We start from the raw sequence: 25,118 nt of genomic DNA, 5'->3' as shown, positions 1-25,118 counted from the left end.
GTCAGGTACGGCGTTACGGCGCCCCGGGCCGGCGGACCGGCCGGCCGCGCGTTCGTCCCGGCGCCACTTCCTCTCCGACCGGCCCCACCTGTACGCTAACACGAAAACCGATCAACGAACGCTTTTCAGGGGTGGCCGTATGACGTCCTCAGCGCAGTCCGAACTCGTCCTGCCGGACGGCTTCCTGATGGGTGCGGCCACCTCGGCCCACCAGGTCGAGGGCAACAACACCGGGAGCGACTGGTGGGCCTTCGAGAACCGGCCGGACAGCTTCGTGAGCGAGCCGAGCGGGGACGCCGCCGACAGTTTTCACCGCTGGCCCGAGGACATGGATCTGCTGCGTGAACTCGGCTTCAACTCCTACCGGTTCAGCATCGAGTGGGCCCGCGTCGAGCCGGTGCGGGGACGCGTCTCGCGTGCCGCCCTCGCGCACTACCGGGACATGGTCCGCGGGGCGGTCGAGCGCGGTCTCACGCCGGTCGTGACCCTGCATCACTTCACCTGTCCTCAGTGGTTCCACGCCCGGGGAGGCTGGGCGGCGCCGGACTCCGCCGAGGTGTTCGCGCAGTACACCCGGACGGTGCTCGAGGTCCTGCGGGCCGGGGTGACGTACGTGGCCACGATCAACGAGCCCAACATGGTCGCCCTGATGTCCGCCCTGTACCGCCGCGCCGCCGAGAAGGGCGCGGGCCACGTGGGTGCCGCCGCGGGCTTCGCCTCCGTCGAACCGGCCGCGGACGTCACCGAGGCCCTCATCCGCGCCCATCACGCCGCGACCGAGGTCCTGCGGGGCGCCGGCCTGGGGCTCCAGGTCGGCTGGACGGTCGCCAACCAGGTGTACCAGGCCGAACCGGGCGCCGAGGACGTGGCGGCGGCGTACGCGGCGTCGCGCGAGGACGTGTTCCTCGAGGCCGCGCGGGGCGACGACTGGATCGGCGTACAGGCCTACACGCGCCACCTCATCGGCGCGGACGGGCCGCTGCCCGTTCCCGAGGGCGCCGAGACCACGCTGACCGGCTGGGAGTACTACCCCGAGGCGCTGGGCGAGGCCGTACGGCACACCGTCGACGTGGTCGGCCCCGGCGTACCCGTCATGGTCACGGAGAACGGCATCGCGACCGGCGACGACGAGCGCCGCATCGACTACACCACCCGCGCCCTGGAGAGCCTCGCGGCGGCCATGGCCGACGGCATCGACGTACGCGGCTACCTCCACTGGAGCGCCCTCGACAACTACGAGTGGGGCACCTACCGGCCGACGTTCGGGCTGATCGCCGTCGACCCGGACACCTTCGCGCGCACCCCCAAGGAGTCGGCCCGCCGGCTCGGCGCGCTCGCCCGCTCGGGCCGGATCCCGCACGCCCCGGCCGGCGCTCTGAGCGCACGCTAGGCTGGCTGACATGGCGAAACGGGGCCCGTACGAGAAGGGCGAGGCGAAGCGCGCCGAGATCCTCCACGCGGCGTTGGAGATCTTCGCGAGTGAGGGATACCGCGGTACCTCGCTGCGCAAGGTGGCGGCCAAGTGCAATCTGAGCCTTCCGGGTCTCATGCACTACTTCGACTCGAAGGAGGACCTGCTGACGCAGGTCCTGCGGATGCGTGACGAGACGGCCAGGATCCGGCACGCGGAGCGGACCGATCCGGAGAGCTATCGCGAACTCATCCGGGAGGGCACGGGCACGCCCGGACTCGTGGAACTGTTCGTGTCCATGGCGGCGGCCGCGAGCGATCCGAGTCACCCGGCGCACGCGCTCTTCGCCGAGCGCTATCCGACGATGCGCGAGCGCACGGCGGACTATCTGCGCAGGCGGATGGACGAGGGCACGCTGCGCTCGGACATCCCGCCGGAGCGGCTCGCGGTCCTGTTCATCGCCCTGGCCGACGGAATCCAGCTGCAGTGGCTGATCGACCGGTCCACCGACATGGAGCAGCCCATCGAGGACGTGATGAGCCTGCTGACGGCGAAACCGGACGAGGAGTGACGGTTCTGCCGCGAGGGACGTGACGAGGGCTGGAGGCGTACACCGCCGCCGGCCCTCTGTGTGCCGACTCTCTGTGTGTCGACCCCTCTGTGTGTCGACCCCTCTGTGTGTCGACCCCTCTGTGTGCCGACCCCTCTGTGTGCCGACGCGGGGCCGGCGTTCCGCTGCGTGCCGGCGCTCTGCTCACCGGTGTGTGTCCCGCCCTCTGCGCGGTGCCGCGCGGACCCGGTCGTTCACCACAAGCCGTTGGTCAGCCCCGCGGCCCGGTGGATGGCCCGGGTCCACGGAATCCAGCGCGGGTCGGGGCCCTGGGACCCGTCCCACGTCATCTCCGTGCAGGTGTAGCCCACGGCCAGGCCGCTCTCCGGGTGCGCCATGCCCAGGCGGCCGCCCGCCCCGGCATGGCCGAAGGAGCCCTCGCCGAGCATCGGCAGTCCGGGGCGCGGGAGTTCGAAGCCGAGGCCGAAGCGGGCCGGGTGCGTGTGCGCGGGGCGGCGCAGCGGCGCCGGCGCCGGCAGATGGTTGGTGCGGGGCGCCCGGGCCCGCTCCACGGTCAGCGGCGACAGCAGCCGCACGCCGTCGACGTGGCCGATGAGAGCCGCGTAGAGGCGGGCCACACTGCGGGCGTTGCCGATGCCGCCCGCCGTCGGAATCTCGGCGGCGCGGCCCTGCCGGGAGCGGAACGCGCCGGTGACGGAGGCGAGTTCGGCCAGGGACGCCAGGAGCGAGTGGGCGAGCCGGTCGTCCGGTGTGAGGCCGACGCGGTGCAGTGCCGCGGTGATCTCCTCGGGCGTGGGCGCCGCCCCGGGCTGGTGCTGCCGCACGAACCTGTGTTCTTCGTGCGGGGGCAGTCCGATCCACAGGTCGAGCCCCAGCGGACCGGCGACCTCGGCCGCGAAGAACGACCCGACGGTGGCGCCGGTGACCCTGCGCACCACCTCGCCGACCAAGTGGCCGTAGGTGAGCGGGTGGTAGCGGAAGGCGCTGCCGGGCCGCCACACCGGCCGCGCGTCCGCGAGCCGGGCCACGCATCCGTCCCGGTCGAGCAGGTCGACGGCGGCGGCACCGGCCGGGTCGCGGGTGAACGCGGGCAGCCCCGCGCTGTGGGTGAGGAGGTCGGCGACCGTCGTTGCGGTCCTGCCGTTGCGGGCGTACTCCGGCCAGTAGCGGGACACCGGGTCTGTGACGTCGAGCTCGCCGTTCTGGCTGAGCATCTGGACGCAGACGGCCGCCAGCCCTTTGGTGACCGACATCAGCAGGCCCACCGACTCGGGCCCGAAGGGGCGCTCGCCCGCACCTTCCGCGACGGTCCAGGTGTCGACCACGAGACGCCCGCGCCGGTAGACCGAGAGCTGTGCCGAACCGGGGTCCCGTGCCTGGGCGTCGGCGAACGCGTCGAGCACCGGCTCCCAGCCGGCCGCGGCCTCGCCCTCGATCACCGCGGCGCCCTCACTCGTCATCGTCGGTCACCGCCGCGCCCTCACTCGTCGTCGCCGGTCGGGGGTTCCCCTCCGGCCGTCTGTGCCGCCACCTCGGCCGACAGCGTGATCACGTCCTCGGGGCCGACACTGCTCTGCGGGAAGTCGGCGATGACATCGAGCGGAACTCCCGCCAGAAAGCGCCGCATCACCGGATCGGCCATGGCGCCCGCGCTCTCGTCCGTGCGGCCGCGGGCGAACGCCTCGGCGAGAAGCGGCCCGCCGACAGGGTGTTCGAGCCACTCCGCCAGGGTGTGGCGCCCCGTCAGCAGAATGCGCGACGGGCCTCCGTCGAGCGTCACCGCAACGGTGAGCCTGATGTCCCGGGACGAGGCCGCCGCCTCGAAGTGGTGGACACCGCCCTCGACACACCACTTCGCCTCGCGCTCGCTGTAGTGGGCGAGGTCGGCCCGGTCCACGCTCACGCACACCTCCACCTCCTCGCCCGGCGCCAGCTCCACGGACGCGAACCCGCGCAACTCGCGCTCCGGGCGCGCCACTCGGCTGCCCGCCGGTCCCCGGCTGTAGATCTGTACGACCTCGCGCCCGGCCCGCCGCCCGGTGTTGGTCACCCGTACGCGCAGATCCAGACGCGTACCGTCGGCCCCCGGCAGCACGGTCAGGTCGGAGTACGTGAACGTCGTGTAGGACAGTCCGTGCCCGAACGGGAAGGCGACCTCGGTGCGGCGCTCGTCGTAGCCGCGGTAGCCGACGAACACGCCTTCCCCGTAGCGGACATGGCCCTCCTCGCCCGGGAAGGACAGATGCGAGGGGGAGTCCTCCAGGCGCAGCGGGATCGTCTCGGCGAGCCGGCCCGACGGGTTGACCGAGCCGAACAGGACGCCGGCGAGCGCCGCGCCGCCGCCCTGGCCGAGGAGCCAGCCCTCGACGAGCGCCGGCACCCGCTCGTGCCAGGGAGCGGTGCGGACCACACCGCCGTTGGACAGGACCACGACGACCCGCGGGTTGACGGCGACGACGCGCTCCAGGAGCCGCACCTGCGCTTCGGGCAGGTCGATGTGGTCGCGGTCGAAGCCCTCCGACTCGTCCTGCGCGGGCAGTCCGAGGAAGAGCAGCACGGTGTCGCTGCCCGCGGCCAGCCGCTCGGCCTCGTCGACGAGACCGTCCGCTCCGTCCGCGTCCACGCCCGGCAGGGCGTAGCCGGCGGCGAACGTGACGTCGGCACCGTCCGCCGCCTCGCGCAGGCAGTCCAGCGGTACGTCCAGCCGGGTCGGGGTGACCTGTGAACTGCCGGCGCCCTGGAAGCGCGGGGTGCGGGCCAGCTCGCCGATCACGGCGACGGTCCCGGAGTCCGGGGCCAGGGGCAGCAGTTCGCCGTCGTTCTTGAGCAGGACGACGCACCGCTGTGCGGCGGTGCGGGCCAGCTCGTGGTGCGCCTCGTACGACACCTCGCCGGTCCCGGAGCCGTCGGCCGCGGTGGCGCGACGGGCGAAGAGCGCGAGCCTGGCGACCGCCCCTTCGAGCGTCCCGGCGTCCAGCTCGCCGCTCTCGACGGCCGCGACGACCTCGGCGTCGGTCCGTCCGCCCGTGCCCGGCATCTGCAGGTCGAGCCCGGCGCGCAGCGCGGGTACCCGGTCGCGCACCGCTCCCCAGTCGGACATCACGACACCGTCGAAGCCCCACTCGGTGCGCAGGATGTCGGTCAGGAGGCGGTGGTTCTCGCTCAGGGGTACGCCGTTGACCGCGTTGTAGGCCGACATCACCGACCAGGGGCGGTCGCGGCGGACGATGCGCTCGAAGGCGCGGAGGTAGATCTCACGGAGCGGCCGCTCGTCGATGTCGGCGCTGACGCGCATGCGGTCGGTCTCCTGGTTGTTCGCCGCGTAGTGCTTCAGCGCGGCGCCCACACCCGCCTCCTGCAGCCCGCGCACCATCGCGCCGCCCAACTCGGCGGTGACGAGCGGGTCTTCGGAGAAGTACTCGAAGTTGCGTCCGCACAGCGGTGACCGCTTGATGTTGATGCCGGGACCGAGCACGACGTGGACGCCGTGCGCCCGTGCCTCGGCGGCGATGGCGGCGGCGACCCGGCCCGCGAGCTGCGGATCCCAGCTGCTGCCGAGCGCGACGGCGGGAGGGAAGCAGGTGGCGGGCGCCGCGCTGTGCAGGTCGACCTGGCCGCCGTCGCCCCGCTCCTCGGGCAGCCGCAGTCCGTGCGGCCCGTCGGACATCGACACGGCCGGGACGTCCCCCGCCGCCTGAGTGACGAAGTCACCCGCGCCGCTGGTCAGCGATGCCTTCTGGGCGAGCGACAGTTCGCCGCCCGCTGCGGGTGCGGGGGAGTGGTGCTGGTGGGTCATGCGGCCTGCCCGGTGAGATGTGTCGACTCGGCTGGATACTCAGCCGATCAAAAACGTAAGGTGATCGGTTTTTGCTGTCAAGGTCCGCGTGGGGCGTCCCGGCGAGTGGTGCGGTGCGTCGGGCGGGGGTGCCCAAGTTGTCGTGCGCAGACGTCTTGACGACTAGAAACCGATCATCGTACGGTTTTCGGGCTAGGCCGTCCTCGTCCGAGTGAGGCCCCGTGCGCCCATGCCGCAGATGAGAAGAGGTACAGCAGTGCAGCTGCACCGTTCGCACCGTTCCTCCCCTGAGCACTCGTCCACAGAAGGCGCTCGCCGGCGCCCTCTGCTCCGCGCCGCCGTCTTCCTGGGCACAGCCGGGCTGGTGGGCCTGTCCCTCGTCCAGCCCGCGGCGGCCCGCCCGAGCGAGAAACAGCCTCCTGCGCACGCCAGGCAGGAAGCCGCCCCGGTGCGTTACGTGGCACTGGGGGACTCGTACAGCTCCGGGCTCGGCATTCCCGACGAGGTCGACGCGAACTGCGGCCGCTCCAGCAGCAATTACCCCTCGCTGGTCGCCGGGTCCCTGCACGCCGCCGGCGTCACCGACGTGACCTGCGCCGGCGCCGACACGAGCGACATGGCCGGGCCGCAGGACTCGACACCTCCCCAGCTGGACGCGCTGCGCCCGGACACGACTCTGGTCACCCTGGGGATCGGCGGCAACGACCTGGGCCTCCAGGAGGTCGGTACCCGCTGTGTCCTGGTCGCGTATCTCGACCCGAACGGGTCCCCCTGCAAGACGAGTTACACCCTGCTCGGCACCGACGAGATCCGCTCGCGCATCGATGCCACCGCTCCCAAGATCGACGCGATCCTCCAGGAGATCCACGCCCGCTCACCCCAGGCGCAGGTGCTCCTGGTCGGCTATCCGGTGATCATGCCCGACGACGGTTCCGCGTGTCGGGACGCCATTCCCTTCGCGGCGGGCGACTTCGCCTGGTTCCGCGACAAGGAGAAGGAACTCGACTCCATGCTCTCCCAGCAGGCCTCCGCCCACGGCGCGACCTACGTCGACACCTACACCCCGTCGGTGGGGCACGACGCCTGCAAGGCCGAAGGGGTGCGCTGGATCGAGCCGAAGGAGACACCGGAGGCCGCCGGCTTCCACCCCAACGCCGCGGGACACCGCAGCATGGCCGCCGAGGTGCTCGCGAGGATCAGCCCGTGACCCGGTCCTCGGCGGAGCCGGTCACGAGAAGGCCGTACCGGCCGAGGAGGCCGCGGGCCGGCGCTTCCCTCGGCACCGCGTCGGGCCCGAGCAGCCACCGAGTCCGCAGGCCGTCCCTCACTCACTCACCAGGTGGTTGAATTCCTCCCGGCACACCTGCTCGGCGGTGAAAACCGCAGGTAGGGTCCCCCTCACGGTCTCGTCCGCCGACGCGGCGCGGGACGTCCCACGCGCCGCGCGTGGCCCCGCCCCAGTGCGGGGCCCCCACTTCCGGCGCGGTTCACGCCGGCCGATTCGGCCGCGGTCACGAATACCGAGACACATGCTGACCTTCATCACCCGCAGGATCGCCGCGGGAGCGGTGCTCCTGCTCGTCATCTCGTTCCTCTCCTACGTGCTTCTGTCGATCCCGGACATGGACGTGGGACGCCAACTCCTCGGCGAGGGCGCGTCGCAGCACGTCGTCGACGCCAAGAACGCCCAGCTGGGACTCGACCGGCCGGTCCTCGCGCAGTACACGGACTGGCTCTCCCACGCCGTGCGCGGGGACCTCGGCACGTCCTGGTTCTCCAGCGAGGACGTCTCCCGGGCCATCGCGAACCGGCTGCCCGTCACCGTGAGTCTCATGCTCGGCGTCACGCTCGTGACCGCCCTCGTCTCGTTCCTGCTCGGCGCGTGGGCCGGGGTGCGCCGCGGCGGCGCCGTCGACCGCGGCGTCCAGATCCTCGGCGTCCTCGGCTACGCGCTGCCCGGATTCCTGGTGACGCTGATCCTCGTACTGGTCTTCGCGGTCCGGCTGAACTGGTTCCCCGCCATCGGATACACCCCGTTCACCGAGTCGCCGGGCGGCTGGCTCTCCACCGTCACGCTGCCGGTGATCTCGCTGTCGGTCGCCTCCGTGGCGGGCGTCTGCCAGCAGGTGCGCGGCGCCGTCATCGACGTCCTGCGCCAGGACTACGTCCGCACGCTGCGGGCCCGCGGACTGCCCCCGTCCCGCGTCGTGCTCAAGCACGTCCTGCGCAACGCCTCCGCGCCCGCCCTGTCCGTCCTCGGCATGCAGTTCGTCGGCCTGCTCGGCGGCGCCGTCCTCGTCGAGCAGATCTTCGGCCTGCCCGGCCTCGGCAGCATGACCGTCACCTACACCACCCGCGGCGACATCCCCGTGATCATGGCGCTCGTCATGCTCACCGTCATCGGCGTCGTCCTGATCAATCTCCTGGTCGACATCATGATCGGCTGGCTCAACCCGAAGGCGAGGATCGCATGAGCGAGAACCTCCCTGCCGATCCGGCACCGATCGCGAAGACACCGGCGGACGCCGACCGTTCCCGCGGCATCCTCCGGCAGCTCGTCCGCAATCCGCTGGGCGCCGTCGCCCTGGCTGTCCTTCTGCTCCTGGTCGCGGCGATGCTGCTCGCCCCGCTCCTCGCACCCCAGGCCCCCGGGACCGCCTCGCTCGCCGACGCGTTCGCCGGTCCGAGCTCCGGCCACCCGCTGGGCATGGACTCGGCGGGACGCGACATCCTCTCGCGGATCCTGTACGGCGGGCGCAACACTCTCGGCGGCGCCGTCATCGCCCTCGGCATCGCGCTCATGCTCGGTGTCCCCGCCGGTCTGTACGCCGGTTACCACGGAGGCCGCTTCGACTCCGTCGCCAACTGGCTCGTGAACCTCGTGATGGCACTGCCCGCCATGGTCGTGCTCCTCGCCTCCCGCGCCATCCTCGGCCCCGACGTCCGGGTCCTCATGGTCGTCCTCGGATTCCTGTCCTCCCCCAGCTTCTTCCGCCTGGTGCGGGGCATCGTCGCGAACGTCCGCGGCGAGCTGTACGTCGACGCCGCACGGGTCTTCGGTCTCTCCGACACCCGCATCGTGGCCCGGCACGTCCTGACCGTCGTCCGCGGCCCCGTCATCATCCAGATCGCCCTCGTGTCCGGCCTCGCCATCGCCCTCCAGGCCGGCCTCGAATTCCTCGGTGTCGGCAGCGGCGACTCCGCCACCTGGGGCGCCATGCTCAACGAGGCGTTCCAGAACATCCAGCGCCGGCCGATCCTGCTGCTGTGGCCCGGACTCGCCCTCGGCCTGACCAACGCCGCGCTCGTCCTGATCGCCACGGCCCTGAGGGACTCCTTGGAGAACCGCGCGGGACAAGCGTCCCGTCGTACGCGAACTCCCGCTCGTACAGCCGATTCCGTGGCCCCCGCGGACTTCGGCGAGGAGCGGGCCGGGCTTCTGTCGATCCGCTCGCTCGCCGTCTCCTACCCCGGACCCGAGGGAGGCGACGAGGAGGTTGTGCACGAGGTCGACCTCGATGTGCGGCCCGGCGAGATCGTCGGCCTGGTCGGGGAGTCCGGATCCGGCAAGACGCAGACCGCGTTCTCCGTACTCGGCATCTTCCCCGAGGGCGGCCGGGTCTCCCGCGGCAGCGTCCTCGTCACCGGCCGGGAAGTCGTGGGGATGTCCGAGCGGGACCACCGCGCCCTGCGCGGCGCGACCGTCGCGTACATCCCGCAGGAACCGATGAGCAACCTCGACCCGGCCTTCACCATCGGCAGCCAGCTCGTCGAACCGATGCGCCACGTCCTCGGCCTGTCCCGCAAAGAGGCCGCCGAGCGCGCCGTCGACCTGCTCCGCACGGTGGAGATCCCGCACCCCGAGCAGGTCGTGCGCCGCTACCCGCACGAGATATCCGGCGGCATGGCCCAACGCGTGCTCATCGCCGGCGCCATGTCCTGCGACCCCGCGCTGCTCATCGCCGACGAACCCACCACCGCCCTCGACGTCCGCGTCCAGGCCGAGGTGCTCGACCTGCTGCGCCGCCTCCAGCAGGAGCGGAACCTGGGCGTCCTGCTCGTCACCCACAACCTCGGCGTCGTCGCGGACCTCTGCGACCGGGTCGCCGTCATGAACAAGGGCCGCATCGTGGAGACCGGCACCACCGAGCAGGTGCTCCACGACCCGCAGGACGACTACACCCGCACCCTGCTCGACGCCGTTCTCGACACCGTCCCCGCACGGGAGCCCTGGCAGCCCCGCGAGGCAAGGAGCACCACCGTATGACCAGCGCATCGGCGTCCGAAGCCCTGCTGACCGTCGAGGACGTGCGGGTGTCGTTCCCCGGCAAGGGGTGGCGCGCGCCCCGCACCGAGGTGCTCAAGGGGGTGGACCTCGACATCCGGCCCGGTGAAACCCTCGGCCTGGTCGGCGAGTCGGGCTCGGGCAAGACGACCATCGGCCGCGCCGTCCTCGGTCTGGTGCCCCTCGCCTCGGGCACCGTCACCCTCGACGGCGAACGCATCGACACGGCGACCGCGGCACGCCGCCGCGCCCTCAGCCGTGACCTCCAGGTCATCTTCCAGGACCCGTACACGTCGCTGAACCCGTCCCTCACCATCGGCGACACCCTCGCCGAACCGCTCCTCGCGCAAGGGGTCGACGCCCGCGAGGCGCGCGGCCGGGTCGGTGGCCTGCTCGACCGGGTCCACCTGCCGTCCGACGCGGCGCGACGCCTGCCGCGCGAGTTCTCCGGCGGCCAGCGCCAGCGCGTCGCCATCGCCCGTGCCCTCGCGCTCCGCCCGCGCCTCGTCGTCTGCGACGAACCGGTGTCCGCGCTCGACCTCACCACGCAACGGACCGTGCTCGACCTCCTCCTGGAGATCCAGCAGGAGACCGGGGTGTCGTACCTCTTCGTCTCCCACGACCTGTCGGTGGTCCGCTGCATGAGCCACCGGGTCGCCGTGATCCACCGCGGCGAGATCGTGGAGACGGGCGAAGCCGACCACATCACACGCACCCCCGACCACCCCTACACCCGAACCCTGCTCCTGTCGGCGCCCGTGGCGCACGTGGCCGAGCAGCGTCGGCGAAGGCAGCTGCGCCTGCACCCGGAACAGCCCGGGCAGGCTTCCTGAACAGGGACGGCAGCGTGCCGGGCGCCCCGCTCCTCACAGCCGCGGGCCGGCGAGTGTGTGGCGGGCGTAACCGCTCGTGATCACTTGGGTTGACGTCGGGGTAACGGGCATTTCGTACGGTCGGCTGGTCCCGTCCGACCGTACGAAAGAGGGCACACGGTGGCCACTCAGGATCCGCGGGGCCGCGCCGAGCAGGTGCGGACCGTGTGCTCGTACTGCGGAGTGGGCTGCGGGATGGTGCTCGACGTCGCCACCGGGGCCGACGGGCGCCGGAAGGTTCTCAAGGCGTCGGGTGACAAGGCCCATCCCGCCAACTTCGGGCGGCTGTGCACCAAGGGCGCGACCACGGCCGACATGCTGGCCGCCCCCGGGCGGCTGACCTCCGCGCTGGTGCGGGCGGAGCGCGGGGACGCGCCGGTGCCCGTCGCCGTGGACGAGGCGATCACGTCCACGGCGCGGCGGCTGCGGGCGATCCTCGACGAACACGGCCCGGACGCGGTCGCCTTCTACGTCTCGGGGCAGATGAGCCTGGAGGCGCAGTACCTCGCCAACAAACTCGCCAAGGGTTTCGTGCGCACCAACCGGATCGAGTCCAACTCCCGGCTGTGCATGGCCAGCGCGGGCAGCGGCTACAAGTTGTCCCTCGGCGCCGACGGGCCGCCCGGCTCGTACCAGGACTTCGAGCGCGCCGATGTCTTCTTCGTCATCGGGTCCAACATGGCCGACTGCCACCCGGTCCTCTTCCTGCGGCTGATGGAGCGCGTCAAGGCGGGCGCGAAGCTGATCGTCGTGGACCCGCGGCGCAGCGCCACCGCCGACAAGGCGGATCTGTTCCTGCAGATCCGGCCCGGAACCGATCTCGCCCTGCTCAACGGCCTGTTGCACCTGCTCCAGGAGAACGGGGACCTGGACGCCGACTTCATCGCGGACCGTACCGAGGGCTGGGAGGCGATGCCGGAGTTCCTCGCCGACTACGCGCCCGCCGCGGTCTGCGAGATCACCGGCATCCCGGAGGAGGACATCCGCAAGGCCGCGCAGTGGATCGGTGCGGCGGGGGAGTGGACGAGCTGCTGGACCATGGGACTCAACCAGTCCACGCACGGCACGTGGAACACCAACGCCCTGATCAATCTGCACCTGGCCACCGGGGCGATATGCCGCCCCGGCAGCGGACCGTTCTCGCTCACCGGCCAGCCCAACGCCATGGGCGGACGCGAGATGGGCTACATGGGCCCCGGCCTGCCCGGTCAGCGATCGGTCCTGGTGGACGAGGACCGTGCCTTCGCCGAGGACCTGTGGGGACTGGAACCGGGCGCCGTGCGCGCGGACGGCTCCGGTCAGGGGACCGTCGACATGTTCCGGCGGATGGCCGAGGGGGAGATCAAGGCCTGCTGGATCATCTGCACCAACCCCGTCGCCTCGGTGGCCAACCGCAGAACCGTGATCGAGGGGCTCGAAGCCGCCGAACTCGTCGTCACACAGGACGTGTTCACCGACACGGAGACCAACGCCTACGCCGATGTCGTCCTGCCCGGCGCACTGTGGAGCGAGACCGAAGGCGTACTGGTCAACAGCGAACGCAACCTCACCCTCGCCCGCCCGGCCGTCGACCCGCCCGGCGAGGCCATGGCCGACTGGCGCCTCATCGCGCGCGTCGCCTGCGAGATGGGATACGAGAAGGCGTTCTCGTACGACACCGCCGAGGAGGTGTTCGAGGAGATCAAGCGCGCCTGGAACCCGAGGACCGGGTACGACCTGCGGGGCGTGACGTACGAGCGGCTGCGCGCCACGCCCGTCCAGTGGCCCGCCCCGGACACCGAGGGTCCGGACCGCAACCCGATCCGGTACGTGAGCGAGGACGGCGCCGGTCCGGTGTTCCCGACGGCGAGCGGCCGGGCCGTGTTCTTCGCCCGCCCGCACATCCCCGCGGCGGAAATGCCCGACGACGACTACCCGTTCGTCCTCAACACCGGTCGCCTCCAGCACCAGTGGCACACCCTCACCAAGACCGGCAAGGTCGCCAGACTCAACAAGCTCGACCCGGCGCCCTTCGTCGAGCTGCACCCCGAGGACGCCGACCGCCTGGGCATCGGCGAGGGCGACTGCGTGGAAGTCGCCTCCCGGCGAGGCCGGGCCGTGCTGCCCGCCGTGGTGGCGGACCGGGTGCGGCCGGGGTGCTGCTTCGCGCCGTTCCACTGGAACGACCTCTTCGGTGAGTATCTGAGCGTCAACGCGGTGACCAGCGACGCCGTCGACCCGATCTCGTTCCAGCCCGAGTTCAAGGTGTGCGCGGTGACGCTGGCCAAGGTCGTCACGCCGGTCGCGGTCGCTCCCCGGCCGTCCCCGGTCCCCGCCGCGGAGCCCGGGCCGGAGCTCGTCGCCGCGGCCACCCCTGAGCCCGGCGCCGCGGCCGTGTTCGGGCTGACGGGCGCCCCGCCGCCCGTGCTGGCCGAGCACGAACGCCAGTACCTGGTGGGCTTCCTGGCGGGGCTGGAGTCGGGCGCTTCGGGGGTTCCCGTCCTGCCGCCCGGCGCGCCCTTCACCGAGGAGCACGCCCGCTGGGTGAACGGCGTACTCGCCGGCCTGTACTCGCGCGCCCCGCAGCAGCCGGACACGGAGCCCGTGGCGCCGACCGGCAGCGGAGGTCGTGAGGTGGTCGTGCTGTGGGCCTCACAGACCGGGAACGCCGAGGAGTTCGCGGCGATCACCGCCGACCGGCTCACCGCGGCCGGGCACCGCACGGCCCTGATGGGCATGGACGCCACCGACCCCGGAACCCTCCCGGCCACCGCTGATCTCCTGCTGATCACCAGCACCTTCGGCGACGGGGACGCACCCGACAACGGCGCCGGATTCTGGGAGGCCCTCACCGCCCCCGACAGCTCGCGGCTGGAGGGCAGGCGCTATGCCGTACTCGCCTTCGGGGACTCCTCGTACGACGACTTCTGCGGTCACGGGCGCCGCCTCGACCAGCGCCTGGACGAACTGGGAGCCGTGCGCCTCGCGCCGCGCACCGACTGCGAACCGGACTACGAGCCCTCCGCCCACGCCTGGCTCGACCAGGTCTTCACCCACCTGAGCACCGCTCCGACACCGGCCCGGGACGTGGCACCGGCGCCCGCACCGGCGCCCGCCCCGGCCGTGAGGCCGCTCCGCAGCGCCAAGCCCGCACCCGCCGTCGCCCGACTGGCCGGCAATCGGCTCCTGAGCCTTCCCGGTGCCGGGAAGGAGGTCCGGCGGTTCACCTTCGACAGCCGCGACAGCGAGGCGCCGCTCGTCTACGAAGCCGGTGACGCGCTCGGCGTGCATCCCGTCAACTGCCCGGATCTGGTGGCCGAATGGCTGGCCGTCACCGGCCTCGCCCCCGGCGCCGCCGTGCAGGTCCCGGGCGTGGGCGACGTCCCCCTCGGCGAGGCCCTGCACCGGCACCTCGACATCACCCGGCTCACTCCCGCCCTGCTCGCCTTCCTCACCGAGCGCACCGGTGACCGCGACCTGAGGAAGCTGCTGCGCCCCGACAACAAGGGCGAGCTCGCCCAGTGGTCCTGGGGCCGCCAGGCGGTCGATGTCGTCGCCGAGTACGCGGTCCGCGCCGACGCCCAGGACTGGGCCGGCGTCCTCAAGCGGCTGCAACCCCGCCTGTACTCCATATCGTCGAGCCCTCTGCTCGACCCCCGTCAGGTGTCGCTGACGGTCTCCGTCGTCCGCTACGAGAACGTCCGCGGACGCCCCCGCAAGGGCGTCTGCTCGGCCTTCCTCGCAGATGCCGCCCCCGATGCCCCGGTGCCCGTCTTCGTCCAGCGCTCACCGGACTTCCGGCCCCCGGAGGACCCCGCGGCCGCGATGGTCATGGTCGGCCCCGGCACCGGCGTCGCCCCGTTCATCGGATTCCTCGACGAGCGCCGGGCCCGCGGACACGGCGGCCCGAACTGGCTCTTCTTCGGCGAACAGCACCGCGCCACCGACTTCTACTACGAGGACGAGCTGTCCGCCTTCCTCGCGGACGGCACCCTGACCCGGCTCGACACGGCCTTCTCCCGCGACCAGCGTGCCAAGATCTACGTCCAGGACCGCATGCGCGAACACGGCGCCCAGCTGTGGTCCTGGCTCCGGCAGGGCGCGCACTTCTACGTCTGCGGCGATGCCGCCCGCATGGCCAAGGACGTCGACGGCGCACTGCGCGACATCGCCGTCGCCCATGGCGGCCTCGACCCCGACGCGGCCGCCCAGTACGTCAAGCAGCTCGCCGCCGACAAGCGCTACGTCCGCGACGTCTACTGACGGAGCTGGAGTTGATCCGCTTGTGCGGCTCAATGGCCTTATTGCCTCGCACGTAGGGTGTGATCAGGCTGTTCCGGGCTGCATGGCGGATCGGGGCGAGGCTGTGGGCGTACCCGTGGTGCAGCATGTGCGGGCCGAGGGGCCCCACGCGACCGGTGAGGCGCTGGTGACGGCCGTGCTGCGGCTGCGGGTGTGCCGGGTGTGGGCGGGGGATCCGCTGGCGGAGAGCCTGGCCGGCGTCGAGGCACTGGTGGTGACGGGCGGGCCCATGGCCGCTCACGGCGATGCCGGGTTCCCTGCGCGTCGTGCCGAACTGGACCTGCTGCGCGCGGCGTTGGGCGCCGAGGTGCCCGTGCTCGGGGTGTGTCCGGGGGCCCGGCTCCTCGCCGTCGCGGCGGGTGGCGCGGCCCGTACGGGTTCCGGCTCGCAGGTGAACCGGACCGAGGTGCGCACGGGTCCGGCGGCCGACCGGGATCCCCTCCTCGACCTCGGACGACCGTATGCGGGCCGTTGTAGGCCGTTCAGGCGCTGTCACTCCTGCGACGGCCGCCTCCTGCCGACATCTCTTAGCGGTGCCCGTGCTCACCGTCCGACGGACGGATCCGCGCACGGGCCGGGTTCCTGCCGGACACCGGCGTGCCCCGCACGCCACTGGGAGACACGATGTCCATGCGTCACCGCCGACCGCACGCGTCCCTGATCGCCGCCGCCCTGTGTCTGGTCACCGCCCTCACCGGATGTTCCGACCGGGGCGGCGGGTCCTCCTCCAGCGGCACCCCGTCCGCCGGCGCGAGCATCTCCGCCCCGGCCTCGGCGTCCCCCTCGTCCTCCGAGAGCGCCAAGGGCGAAGTGAAGGTCACCATCAAGGACTTCGCCTTCCACCCGGCCGCGTTCGAGGTCAGCCCCGGCACGAAGATCACCGTCACGAACGAGGACTCGGCCACGCACACGCTGACCGCCGACGACAAGTCCTTCGGCACCGGCGACCTCGCGCAGGGGAAGTCGGTCACCATCACCGCGCCGGCCAAGCCGGGTTCGTACTCCTACATCTGCACCATCCACCCGAACATGAAGGGCACCCTCACGGTCCGCTGACGTCGGCGCACCCCGCACGCCCTCGTCACCGGGAGGCCCCCGCCATGTCCCACGAACCGACCGACCCCCGGTCGCCCCGCTCCGCGCGCCGGCCGTGGCGCGCGGCGGCCCGCGTCCTCGCCGCCGCCGGACTCGCCGTCAACGCGTACGTGCACGCGGACCTCGCGTCCCGCTACGACCCCGTCAGCGCCGCGATCGGCCAGGGCTCCCTCTTCAGGATCGAGAGCGCGCTCGCCGCGCTCGCCGCCGCGCTCGTCCTCTTCTGGCGCCGGTCCCTCGGCGACGTCTTCGCCTGGTTCACCGCGGCCGGCGGACTCGCCGCCCTGCTCGTCTACCGCTACGTCGACGTCGGCGCGTTCGGACCGCTGCCCGACATGTACGAACCCCTCTGGTACGCGCAGAAGGACATCGTGGTGATCTCGCAGGTCCTGACCGTCGTGGCGATGACCGCGCTCCTGGTCGACCGGGGCCGCGAACGGCTCCTGGCCTGGGGGTCGGCCTCCGGACAGTGAGTGACATCTGTTCCGGTGCGTGCAGAAAACGACGGTGGGAGACTGAAGTCCTTCCGGCGGCCGGACCGGACGCCGGGGCCGTGGGCCGACAGGCCCCACCCGAAGACCCGGCCCCTCAGGCAACTCCCTGCCATGCAGCTTCCTGGCGTGGCCGGATGCGGACAGTGGGGGTGGCGCGGTGATTATCTCTAGGCACGCAGTCGGAACGGCCGAGACGGACCGGACCGGCGCAGGTCAACGCATCGAACGTACGCCGCACCGTACTCGCGAATGGAGACCTCTCATGTCCCGTGCCACCACCCGCTGTACCGTCCTCGCCGCCGCCGTACTCGGCGGGATCCTGTGGGCCGTGCCCGCGCAGGCCCTTTCCTCCGGGGACACCGGGCAGGGAGGCGGCGCCCCGACGGCGGCCCCCTCCTCCGCCGACGACTTCGTGTGGCCGACCCCGCCGGCCCGGCCCTTCGACTTCGTGTGGCCGAGCCAGCCGAAGGACCTGCCCAACCTTCCCGGCATACCCGTCGCGCCCGACGACTTCGTCTGGCCCGTCACCCCTCAGCGGTGAGCGCGATGCGGACGACGACGCCCCGTCAGATCCATTCCCTGCGCGTGGCCTGCACGCCGGCCTCGAAGCGGCTCGACGCGCCGAGGCGCTCCATCAGCTCCGCCATGATGCGGCGCTCGGTGCGCACCCCGATACCGAGCGCACGGGCCACGGCCTCGTCGGTGAGACCCGTCGCGAGGAGCTGGAGGAGCTTGCGCTCCTGCGGTGTCAGCCCACCGGGCAGGGCGTCGCCGGGCCGGTCGAGGGGGCAGGAGTGCTCCCAGTACGCCTCGAACAGGGCCCGCATCGCGAGGACCACCGGCTGGCTGCTGAACAGCAGCGCGGACGGCTGGGCCTGACCCGGCAGACCGGCCACGATCGCGGCGGTGTTGTCGACGATGAGCAGCCGCATCGGCAGCGTGGGCGAGGTCCGGATCTCGCTGTGCCGCTCCGCCATCCACTGCGCGTGCGCCTTGGTGACACGGTCGTTGGCGACGCTGTCGAGGTAGATCGACCGGAAGCGCACCCCCCGCGCGAGCGCCCGCTCGTTGAGGGGCCGGCCGGCCTCGATCGACTCCTGGGTCAGCGCGTTGACAGGATGGAACGCGAGGGACTCGCGCACGCAGGACTCGGCGAGCGCCTCCAGACGGATACGGATGTCGTCGACGTTGTCGAGATGTTCCGTGCCGTCGAGGGTGTTCGACCAGCCGGACGCCGTGTACTCGGCGGCGAGCGCGGCCAGCGCGGCGCGGTTCTGCTCGATGCGCTGCTGCCGCCAGGCCAGTTCGTTCTGCTCCCGCTGGAGGAGGACCTTCAGGCCGAGCGACGGGTTCACCGCCCGCAGCCGGCCGGGTGAGTCCTTCGAAGGCGCGAGGAGGGAGAGTTCGGACAGCCTGTCCAGGGCCGCCTCCACCGCCTCCGTCGTGCAGTCGAGTAAAGAGGCGAGGCGCTTCGGATCGTGTTCCTTGTGGAACAGAATCGCGCGGTAGACGCCGAGCGTCTGCTGATCCAGTGACGAGACTTCGTCCACGTGGTGTTTCCCCCTTGAACCACGGTTGAACGTTTATTCAGCGCCAGGCGAAGGCGCCTGAACTCCACTTCATCAAGGCGCGCCGCATTCCCGGCGACGCGCACGTTTCAAGTCGTCCACAGATTCCGCACGTTACCTGCTCATCGTATTCCGCGAACAGGGAGTCCTCGTGTCCCACGCAGCGTCCTACGCACCCCCGCCGCTCGACGGCTGCGTCGTCCTCGTCGTCGACGCCACCACCGGCACCGGACGGGTCGTCACCGCGCGGCTGTGTGCCGCCGGGGCCGCCGTCGCCGTCGTCGGCGCGGGCCATCGGGGACGCGGGGACGACGCGGCCACCAACGCCGCCTTCCTGTGCAAGGAACTGGCCGACATCGGTCTCGTGGCGCTGCCGTACCAGGTGGACGCCGAGGACACGGAGGCGGTTCTCGCGCTGCCGGCGCAGATAGCCGCCGACATCGGTCCGCTCACGGCCGCGGTCGTGATCGTCCCCGCCGAGGCCGCTCCGTACGGCCTCGCGGACACGTTCCGCGCGGTGTCGGCCGCCGTCGTGGCGGGCCTGCCCGTCCACGCCGTGCACATCGAGATCGACCAGGAGGCCCGGGCCGAGGAACTGGCCAGGTCGGTGGTCGACCGACTGCTCGGCACGTCCGGTCCCGGTTCCGAGAACGCGTCCGATCCTGAGTCCAGCACATCGATACGGGGGTAGAGAGATGTCCGTACGCGTGGTCGTAGCAGGTGATCACCAGCTGGTCCTCGAAGCGTTCGCCGAGACGCTCAACGGCACCGACGGCCTGGACGTCGTGGGGCTCGCCACGACCTACGAGGCCGTGCTGCCCGCCGTCGAACGGCACCGGCCGACCGTGCTGCTCCTCGGGGAGCCCACCATGGGCGGCAAGGCGCTGCGGGCCGCGACCGATGTGCGGGCGCGGCATCCCAAGTGCGGCGTCGCCCTCATGGTCGGCGCGGCCACCCCCGCGGTGGTCGACCGGGCCGTCGCCGCGGGCGCGCTCGGCATCGTCCCCAAGAACGCGCGCCTGCCGCAGCTGATCACCACTCTCATGGGCGTCGCGGGCGGCTGTCTCACCGTCGACCCGGCGCTGCTGCGGCCGCCCACGGCCGGTGAATCGGCGCTCAGCGTACGAGAGATGGACGTGCTGCGCCTCACCGCAGGCGGCGCCACGGTGAAGGAGATCGCCGGCGAGCTGTATCTCGCCGCGGGGACCGTACGGAACCTCACCTCGGCGGCCATCAAGAAGCTCGGCGGCCGCAACCGGTTCGACGCGGCGCGCATCGCGAGCGAGCACGGATGGCTGTGAGAGCGGGGCGGCCCGGGGCCACACGCGCGCCGGCCCCGGCACGGGGTGTGCCGGGGCGGGGCGTCCTGGTGCGCGGCGTACGGGCGCTGCTCACGCGCGTACGGGCGCTGCTACTTCTCCAGGCAGAACTCGTTGATCGGGTAGCCGACATGGCGGTCGGCCGTGGGCAGATGGCCCAGGATCGTGTCGCCCGGCTTGAGTTCGGTGCTGTTGAGGACCGAGGCGCCGGGGCCGAGGACACGGACGTGCCAGTCGTCCTGGAGGATCAGGTTGACCGTCTGGCCGTTGGGCGCGACCGCGTCGATGGAGATCAGCGGACGTGTCTCGATCTTCACCCGGCCGACGCTGACGGGACGCGTGCGGCCCTTCACGTCGACCGCGAGGACCGAGCTGCCGGCGTGCAGTTCGCTCAGGTAGTGGGTGCGCCCGTGCTGCGCCACGGTGTACGAGTGGAGCGCGCCGGCGTTGACCCGGAAGGGGCGCGTCGGCATGTACGGCAGCGGGTGGGTCTCGCTGACGCACAGCACCATGCCCTTGGAGTGCGAGCCGACGAGGATCCCCTCGTCCTTGCGGAAGTGGGTCGTCGTGTCGACGCAGGCACGCTCGCCCATCCCGATGTGCGTGGCGCCGGTGACCGTCAGCTCCACCAGCGGGATCTCCCCGCCGCGCGAGGTCGCCGCCGTGCGCAGGGCGGTGGCGTCGCCCACGGTGCGGCCGCGCATCAGGACGCCGTCCGAGCCCAGTTCGAGCACGCCGTAGACGATCTCGGCCTCCTCGTTGTTGGCCGCGGTCGTGACGATGGAGCCCGGGGCGCCGGTGGCCGCCGCGATGACGATCTCCAGCGGGATCTTCGTCGGGTCGCGGAAGTCGAGGACGCTCCACGCCTCCAGGCGCGCCGCCAGGCAGGCGTCCTCCAGCGTGTCGGCGTCGACGATCTCGACGTAGCGGCCGAACTCGACGTCGGGGTGCGCCTCCACGAGCGGGGCCCGCTCGTCCTGGCCGCCGGGCACGATCACCAGGTCGGCCTCACCGAGGTCGGCGGGGACCGAGGCCGCCCCGTCCTCGAACAGGAGGATCTTGCGGACGGTCGGGGGCAGGCCGGTGAAGGCGGCCGGGTCGGCGGCGACGACGCCGTCGATCCGCTGGTGGACGGCCTCTTCGAGGATGGCGGCGGTGGCGGTGCCGGCGTCGCGGATGTCAAGCCAGCACAGTTTTGCGTCCGTCATGATGCGGACCTCCTGTCAGATCGTGGGAGAGCGGGGCGGTGGTCGGTGCGTCGAGGTGGTCCGGGGTGAGCCGGGCGTCGCTGTCCGTGTCGGCGGACGCGGTGAAGGGGCCCGGCCCGAAGTGCTGTTCGGGGAAGTGGTGGACGAGCCGGGCGACCTTGGCGGCGAGCCGCCTGGGGTCGGCGGCCTGGAAGATGTTGCGGCCCATCGCCACGCCGCCCGCGCCGCCGGCCAGGGCGTCCCGCACGTACGCGAGGACGTCCTCCTCGTCGGCGAGGGCGGGGCCGCCCGCGACGAGTACCGGCACCGGACACGCCGCCGTCAGGTCGAGCATCTCCGCGGTGGAGCCGAGGAAGACGGTCTTGACCAGGTCGGCGCCCAGGTCGGCGGCGATCGTCACGGCGTGCGCGACGAGCTCCGGGTCCCGTGGGTCGGTGATCCGCGGGCCGCGCGGGTACACCATGGCGAGCAGCGGCAGGTTCCAGCGGTCGCAGGCGTCGGCGATCCGGCCGAGGTCGCCGATCTGCTGCCGCTCGTCGTCGGAGCCGAGGTTGACGTGGACGCTGACGGCGTCGGCGCCCAGGCGCAGGGCCTCCTCGACGCCGGCGACGACGTACTTGGCGTTGGGGTCGAGCGCCTGGCTGGTGCTCGCGTTGAGGTGGATGATCAGCGACATCGCGGCGAACCGCTCCGGACTGATGTGCCGCACACTGCCCTTGTGCACGACGACGGCGTCCGAACCGCCGGCCGCGAGGCGGCCCGCGAGATGGTCGAGTGACATGCCCTTGGACACCACGGGACCGTCACTGATCGAATGGTCGAGAGGGGTGATCATCAGGCCGGCCGTGCTGTGGCGGTAGAGCCGCCGCAGCCGCAGCGACCGGGCGAAGTGGCCGTATGCGGTCATGAGACGCCCTTTCTGGTTCGCGGGATGGCGTGATCGGGCGGGGCACCCGTGCCGCGTACGCGGACGGGGCCGTCCCGCGCGGTGGCTCCGCGCGGGGAGCTGGTGGCGGGCGCAGGCGCCGTCCCCGAGCGCTCGGGCGTGGACGACACCCGGCGCAGATAGGCGCGGTCCGGCTTGCCCGACGGGGTCAGCGGCAGCTGCGGCCAGACGGAGATCCGGACCGGGGTGTGCTCCGGGGTCAGCGTCGCGGCCACGTATCCACGCAGGTCGCACGAGGTGCGGGCGGCGCCCGAGTGCAGTTCGACGGCGGCGTGCACCTGCTCCACGTAGTCGTCGTCCCGCACGCCGAAGACCGTGGCCTGGCGCACCTGCGGATGCTGGAGGAGCGCGTCCTCGATCGCCGTGGGGTCCAGCTTCAGACCGCCGTGCTTGATCACGTCGCCGACGCGTCCGTCGAGCCGCAGATAGCCGTAGCGGTCCCAGTGCCCGAGGTCACCGGTGCGCAGCCAGCCGTCCCTGAGGGTGGCGCCGGTGAGCTCGTCGTCGTCCAGGTAACCGGCCGTCACCGTGGGCGAGTTGACCCACAGCTCGCCCGTGACGCCCCGCTCGACCTGTGGTCCGCCGCCGGGCGCCCTGATCTCCAGGCGCACCCAGGGGAAGGGCCGGCCGACCGAGCCGAGCAGTTCGGGCTCCCGGTGGTCGAGCGGGTTGAGGCTGCTGATGCCGCCCGCCTCCGTGGTGCCGTACACCTGGATGAGGACGTCCCCGAAGAGGCGGACGGCCCGCTCCACGCGGCCCGGGGCCGCCGGGGTGCCGCTGTAGGTGATGCGGCGCAGCGAGGACAGATCGGTCGTGTCGACGCCCGGATGGTCGAGCAGCCGGTACAGGTGGGGTACCGCCAGGTACACGTCGGTGACGCGCTGTCGGGCGAAGGCGCGCAGTACCTCGTCTGGGTCGAAGCCGTCGTGGAGCACCACCGTTCCGCCGCCCGACAGGACGGCGTCGGCCATCGGCGCCGTCGTGTGACTGATGGGTGTGACGGACAGGAGCGTCGCGGGTCCCCGGGGATCGAGGCCATGGGCGAGGCGGTCGACGAGCTCCTCACGGGTGCCGAACCGCTGGGCGACCATCTTGGGCCGGCCCGTGCTGCCGCTGGTGAAGTCGACGACGGCGAGCGCGTCGGGCCGCGGCGGCGGCAGCCGGTCCGGGTCGAGGGCCCGGGCGGGAGCCCCGCGCGGGATCGGCAGCACGGTGAGCCCCGGCAGACGGTGGGACAGCCAGCGCCCCCGCTCGGCACTCTCCTCGTCCACCAGCAGGAGCAACGCGCGCAGGTCGCGCAGGAGTCGGGTCTGCGTGCCGAGCGAGAACGTCTCCGTGTCGGTCCTCGGGTTCATCGACCGTACGTAGACGGAGGTGGCCCCCAGGAGGTGTACGGCGTACCGGGCGCTGAGCATCAGCGGATGGTTCGGCCCGGTCAGGACGGCCACGGTGTCGCCCCGGCCGACCCCGTGGCCGTACAGCAGGGCCGCGGTGCCGTGGACGGAGTCGCTCAGCTCACCGGCGGCGACGGTGCCGTCCGGCCGGTGCAGGACCGCGCGGGACGGATCCCGTTCGAGCGCGTCGAGAATGCGGCGGACGTACGGGCTCGAGCGTGCGGTCATGTTCCCCCCTTTCTTCAGCAATTCGACGTGCGGAACGGGCAGTTCAAGAGATCTTCATTTGCGCCATCATTCCCATGGCGCTGTGGTCGATCATGTGGCAGTGATAGGGATAGACGCCCTTGTGCGTGTCGAAGGTGAGCTGGAGTCTGGCCGTCTGCCCCGGAAAGAGCAGCACGGTGTCCTTGAGGCCGGCCTCCGCCGGATAGACCGGCTGCCCGTCGCGTTCGAGAATGCGGAACTGCACCAGGTGTGTATGGAAGTTGTGCGGAATCGTGGTGCTGGTGTTCGTGACCGTCCAGACCTCGGTGTCTCCCCATTTGACGTCCGTGTCGATGCGGCCGGCATCGAATGTCTTTCCGTTGATGTAGGCCTTGTCGCCGGTGCCGGGCTCGTCCATCCGCAGCTCGAAGCTGCGCTCGACGGTCGGCTTCGGCAGGGCCGGCAGGATGGTGAGGACGTCGGGCACGCGGCTGGTGTCGGGCGTCTTCTCACCGACGTCGAACCGCATGATCTGGCCGACGAGTTCGGTCGGTCCCGGGCCCAGCATGTTCTGGAGCGTGAGCCGGGTGCCGGGCGCGTACTTGGAGAAGTCGACGACGAAGTCGGCGCGTTCGCCGGGGGAGAGGACGAGGACCGGGGTGGGGGCGGGCGCCGGGAGCAGGCCGCCGTCCGAGCCGATCTGGGTGACCTGGCTGCCGTCGTTCAGGCAGAGGATGAAGATGCGCAGGTTGCATGAATTGAGCATCCGGAAGCGGTACTTGCGCGCCTCGACCTTCATGTACGGCCATGGTGCGCCGTTGACCAGGATGGTCGTCCGGTTCTCCGCGTCGTCCATCGTGTAGACCATCTGGCCCGCAGCGTCGAACTGGGCGTCGCGCAGGATCAGCGGCACCTCGTAGCGGCCGGACGGCAGGCCGAGCGCGTCCTCCGCCTTGTCGCCGAGCAGATAGAGACCGGAAAGGCCCCGGTAGACGTGCTCGGACTCCATGTGGTGGGCGTGGTCGTGGGTCCACAGCGTGGCCCCGACCTGGTCGTTGGCGTAGACGTACGTCCTGGAGCGGCCCGGCGCGATCGTGTCCATCATGCCGCCGTCGTGCTCCACGGGGTTGCTGCCGCCGTGCAGGTGGACGGAGGTCGGCATGTCCAGGGCGTTGATCTGTCGGACCACCGCGGTGCGGCCCTTGCGGGCGCGGATGGTGGGGCCGGGGAACGTGCCGTTGTAGGTCAGCACGTCCGTGCGGGTGCCGGGCAGGATCCGGTGGCTGGTGCGGCTCATCGTGACCGCGTAGTAGTCGGCGGTGCTCGTTCTCCGGTACGGGGCGAGGACCTTGGGCACGGGCAGCGGGACCGCGAACGGCGTGACGGCCGGGGCGCCGGCCGCCGTTGCCGCGTTCGCGGAACCGCCCGACGTCAGTGTCTGGAAGAGCCCTCCCGCGGCGCCCACTGCGCCGACGGCACCGGTGGTGAGCCCGAGGCGTATTGCATGACGACGTGTAAGCACGGCGGGGATTCCTTAACTGAGGTCGCTCGGCCGACGTGCCCGGCCGGATGGTGAATTCGTCTTCCGAGCATGCGGACAAGGGCGCGGAATTCCGAGCGATCGACGCGCCGCGGTGACGGGTGTCATGGCCGCCGATGGTGTACGTCACC

The 25,118-nt window shown here is 71.8% G+C and carries 20 protein-coding genes; 13 read left to right on the top strand and 7 right to left on the bottom strand.

The window, feature by feature from the left end; all coding sequences use genetic code 11:
- The first annotated feature begins 139 nt into the window (after nt 1-139).
- Complete coding sequence (locus tag ACFC96_RS33685; RefSeq protein ID WP_376250897.1) at nt 140-1,390, top strand: glycoside hydrolase family 1 protein; 1,251 nt, start codon at nt 140-142, stop codon at nt 1,388-1,390.
- A 10-nt stretch (nt 1,391-1,400) separates the two neighbouring features.
- Complete coding sequence (locus tag ACFC96_RS33680; RefSeq protein ID WP_376250898.1) at nt 1,401-1,982, top strand: TetR/AcrR family transcriptional regulator; 582 nt, start codon at nt 1,401-1,403, stop codon at nt 1,980-1,982.
- Between the two features lie 233 nt (nt 1,983-2,215).
- Here the strand turns inward: ACFC96_RS33680 and ACFC96_RS33675 are convergent, their stop codons facing one another.
- Together ACFC96_RS33675 and ACFC96_RS33670 are read right to left on the bottom strand one after the other, a co-directional pair.
- On the bottom strand, nt 2,216-3,442 hold the full coding sequence (locus ACFC96_RS33675) for a serine hydrolase domain-containing protein (RefSeq protein WP_376615732.1): 1,227 nt from the start codon (nt 3,440-3,442) through the stop codon (nt 2,216-2,218).
- Between the two features lie 20 nt (nt 3,443-3,462).
- Nucleotides 3,463-5,778: a glycoside hydrolase family 3 C-terminal domain-containing protein gene (locus ACFC96_RS33670; RefSeq protein ID WP_376615730.1), complete on the bottom strand. Its 2,316-nt coding sequence runs from the start codon at nt 5,776-5,778 to the stop codon at nt 3,463-3,465.
- Between the two features lie 448 nt (nt 5,779-6,226).
- On the opposite strand from ACFC96_RS33670, the gene ACFC96_RS33665 reads away from it, so the two are divergent.
- From ACFC96_RS33665 to ACFC96_RS33625, 9 genes are all read left to right on the top strand, one after another.
- Entirely contained in the window at nt 6,227-6,985 is a 759-nt protein-coding gene (locus ACFC96_RS33665; protein ID WP_376615728.1) for an SGNH/GDSL hydrolase family protein, read from the top strand.
- 322 nt (nt 6,986-7,307) lie between these two features.
- Complete coding sequence (locus ACFC96_RS33660) at nt 7,308-8,252, top strand: ABC transporter permease (protein ID WP_376250904.1); 945 nt, start codon at nt 7,308-7,310, stop codon at nt 8,250-8,252.
- Nucleotides 8,249-10,045 carry a dipeptide/oligopeptide/nickel ABC transporter permease/ATP-binding protein gene (locus ACFC96_RS33655; protein ID WP_376250906.1) on the top strand — a complete coding sequence of 599 codons (1,797 nt, stop codon included), beginning with the start codon at nt 8,249-8,251 and terminating at the stop codon, nt 10,043-10,045. The genes ACFC96_RS33660 and ACFC96_RS33655 overlap by 4 nt, the downstream gene beginning before the upstream one ends.
- Nucleotides 10,042-10,896: an ABC transporter ATP-binding protein gene (locus ACFC96_RS33650; protein WP_376250908.1), complete on the top strand. Its 855-nt coding sequence runs from the start codon at nt 10,042-10,044 to the stop codon at nt 10,894-10,896. The genes ACFC96_RS33655 and ACFC96_RS33650 overlap by 4 nt, the downstream gene beginning before the upstream one ends.
- Before the next feature lie 234 nt (nt 10,897-11,130).
- Nucleotides 11,131-15,177 carry a molybdopterin-dependent oxidoreductase gene (locus ACFC96_RS33645; protein WP_376615828.1) on the top strand — a complete coding sequence of 1,349 codons (4,047 nt, stop codon included), beginning with the start codon at nt 11,131-11,133 and terminating at the stop codon, nt 15,175-15,177.
- 82 nt (nt 15,178-15,259) lie between these two features.
- The gene (locus tag ACFC96_RS33640) at nt 15,260-15,877 is read left to right on the top strand and encodes a gamma-glutamyl-gamma-aminobutyrate hydrolase family protein (protein ID WP_376615727.1); all 618 of its coding nucleotides are present in this window, start codon (nt 15,260-15,262) and stop codon (nt 15,875-15,877) included.
- Nucleotides 15,847-16,272, top strand: a complete 426-nt coding sequence (locus tag ACFC96_RS33635) for a cupredoxin family copper-binding protein (protein WP_376615725.1) — start codon at nt 15,847-15,849, stop codon at nt 16,270-16,272. Before ACFC96_RS33640 ends, ACFC96_RS33635 begins: the two co-directional genes overlap by 31 nt.
- 44 nt (nt 16,273-16,316) lie before the next feature.
- Nucleotides 16,317-16,784 (top strand): hypothetical protein, encoded by a 468-nt coding sequence (locus ACFC96_RS33630; RefSeq protein WP_376250912.1) that lies wholly within the window; start codon nt 16,317-16,319, stop codon nt 16,782-16,784.
- A gap of 283 nt (nt 16,785-17,067) precedes the next feature.
- Nucleotides 17,068-17,346: a hypothetical protein gene (locus ACFC96_RS33625; RefSeq protein ID WP_376615723.1), complete on the top strand. Its 279-nt coding sequence runs from the start codon at nt 17,068-17,070 to the stop codon at nt 17,344-17,346.
- A 25-nt stretch (nt 17,347-17,371) separates the two neighbouring features.
- On the opposite strand, the gene ACFC96_RS33620 is transcribed toward ACFC96_RS33625, so the two are convergent.
- Entirely contained in the window at nt 17,372-18,355 is a 984-nt protein-coding gene (locus ACFC96_RS33620) for a LuxR C-terminal-related transcriptional regulator (RefSeq protein ID WP_376615721.1), read from the bottom strand.
- Nucleotides 18,356-18,524: 169 nt separating this feature from the next.
- Here ACFC96_RS33620 and ACFC96_RS33615 point away from each other — a divergent pair, with 169 nt between their 5' ends.
- Nucleotides 18,525-19,064, top strand: a complete 540-nt coding sequence (locus ACFC96_RS33615; protein ID WP_376250917.1) for a hypothetical protein — start codon at nt 18,525-18,527, stop codon at nt 19,062-19,064.
- Between the two features lie 4 nt (nt 19,065-19,068).
- Nucleotides 19,069-19,674 (top strand): response regulator transcription factor, encoded by a 606-nt coding sequence (locus ACFC96_RS33610; RefSeq protein ID WP_376615719.1) that lies wholly within the window; start codon nt 19,069-19,071, stop codon nt 19,672-19,674.
- Between the two features lie 110 nt (nt 19,675-19,784).
- Here the strand turns inward: ACFC96_RS33610 and ACFC96_RS33605 are convergent, their stop codons facing one another.
- From ACFC96_RS33605 to ACFC96_RS33590, 4 genes are read right to left on the bottom strand one after another with little or no spacing between them, the layout of a single operon-like run.
- Nucleotides 19,785-20,900 carry a 3-dehydroquinate synthase II family protein gene (locus ACFC96_RS33605; RefSeq protein ID WP_376250919.1) on the bottom strand — a complete coding sequence of 372 codons (1,116 nt, stop codon included), beginning with the start codon at nt 20,898-20,900 and terminating at the stop codon, nt 19,785-19,787.
- A complete protein-coding gene (locus tag ACFC96_RS33600) occupies nt 20,872-21,807 on the bottom strand; it encodes a 2-amino-3,7-dideoxy-D-threo-hept-6-ulosonate synthase (RefSeq protein ID WP_266674982.1) in 936 nt (311 codons plus the stop codon). Before ACFC96_RS33600 ends, ACFC96_RS33605 begins: the two co-directional genes overlap by 29 nt.
- Nucleotides 21,804-23,468, bottom strand: coding sequence for a class I adenylate-forming enzyme family protein (locus ACFC96_RS33595; protein ID WP_376250921.1), 1,665 nt, complete (start codon nt 23,466-23,468; stop codon nt 21,804-21,806). The genes ACFC96_RS33600 and ACFC96_RS33595 overlap by 4 nt, the downstream gene beginning before the upstream one ends.
- A gap of 43 nt (nt 23,469-23,511) precedes the next feature.
- Complete coding sequence (locus tag ACFC96_RS33590) at nt 23,512-24,969, bottom strand: multicopper oxidase family protein (protein ID WP_376615717.1); 1,458 nt, start codon at nt 24,967-24,969, stop codon at nt 23,512-23,514.
- Nucleotides 24,970-25,118: the final 149 nt, after the last annotated feature.

It is taken from the genome of Streptomyces sp. NPDC055955 (assembly GCF_042270245.1).
In the GTDB taxonomy this organism is placed as follows: Bacteria; Actinomycetota; Actinomycetes; order Streptomycetales; family Streptomycetaceae; genus Streptomyces.
This window is presented reverse-complemented; position numbering and strand designations above follow the sequence as displayed.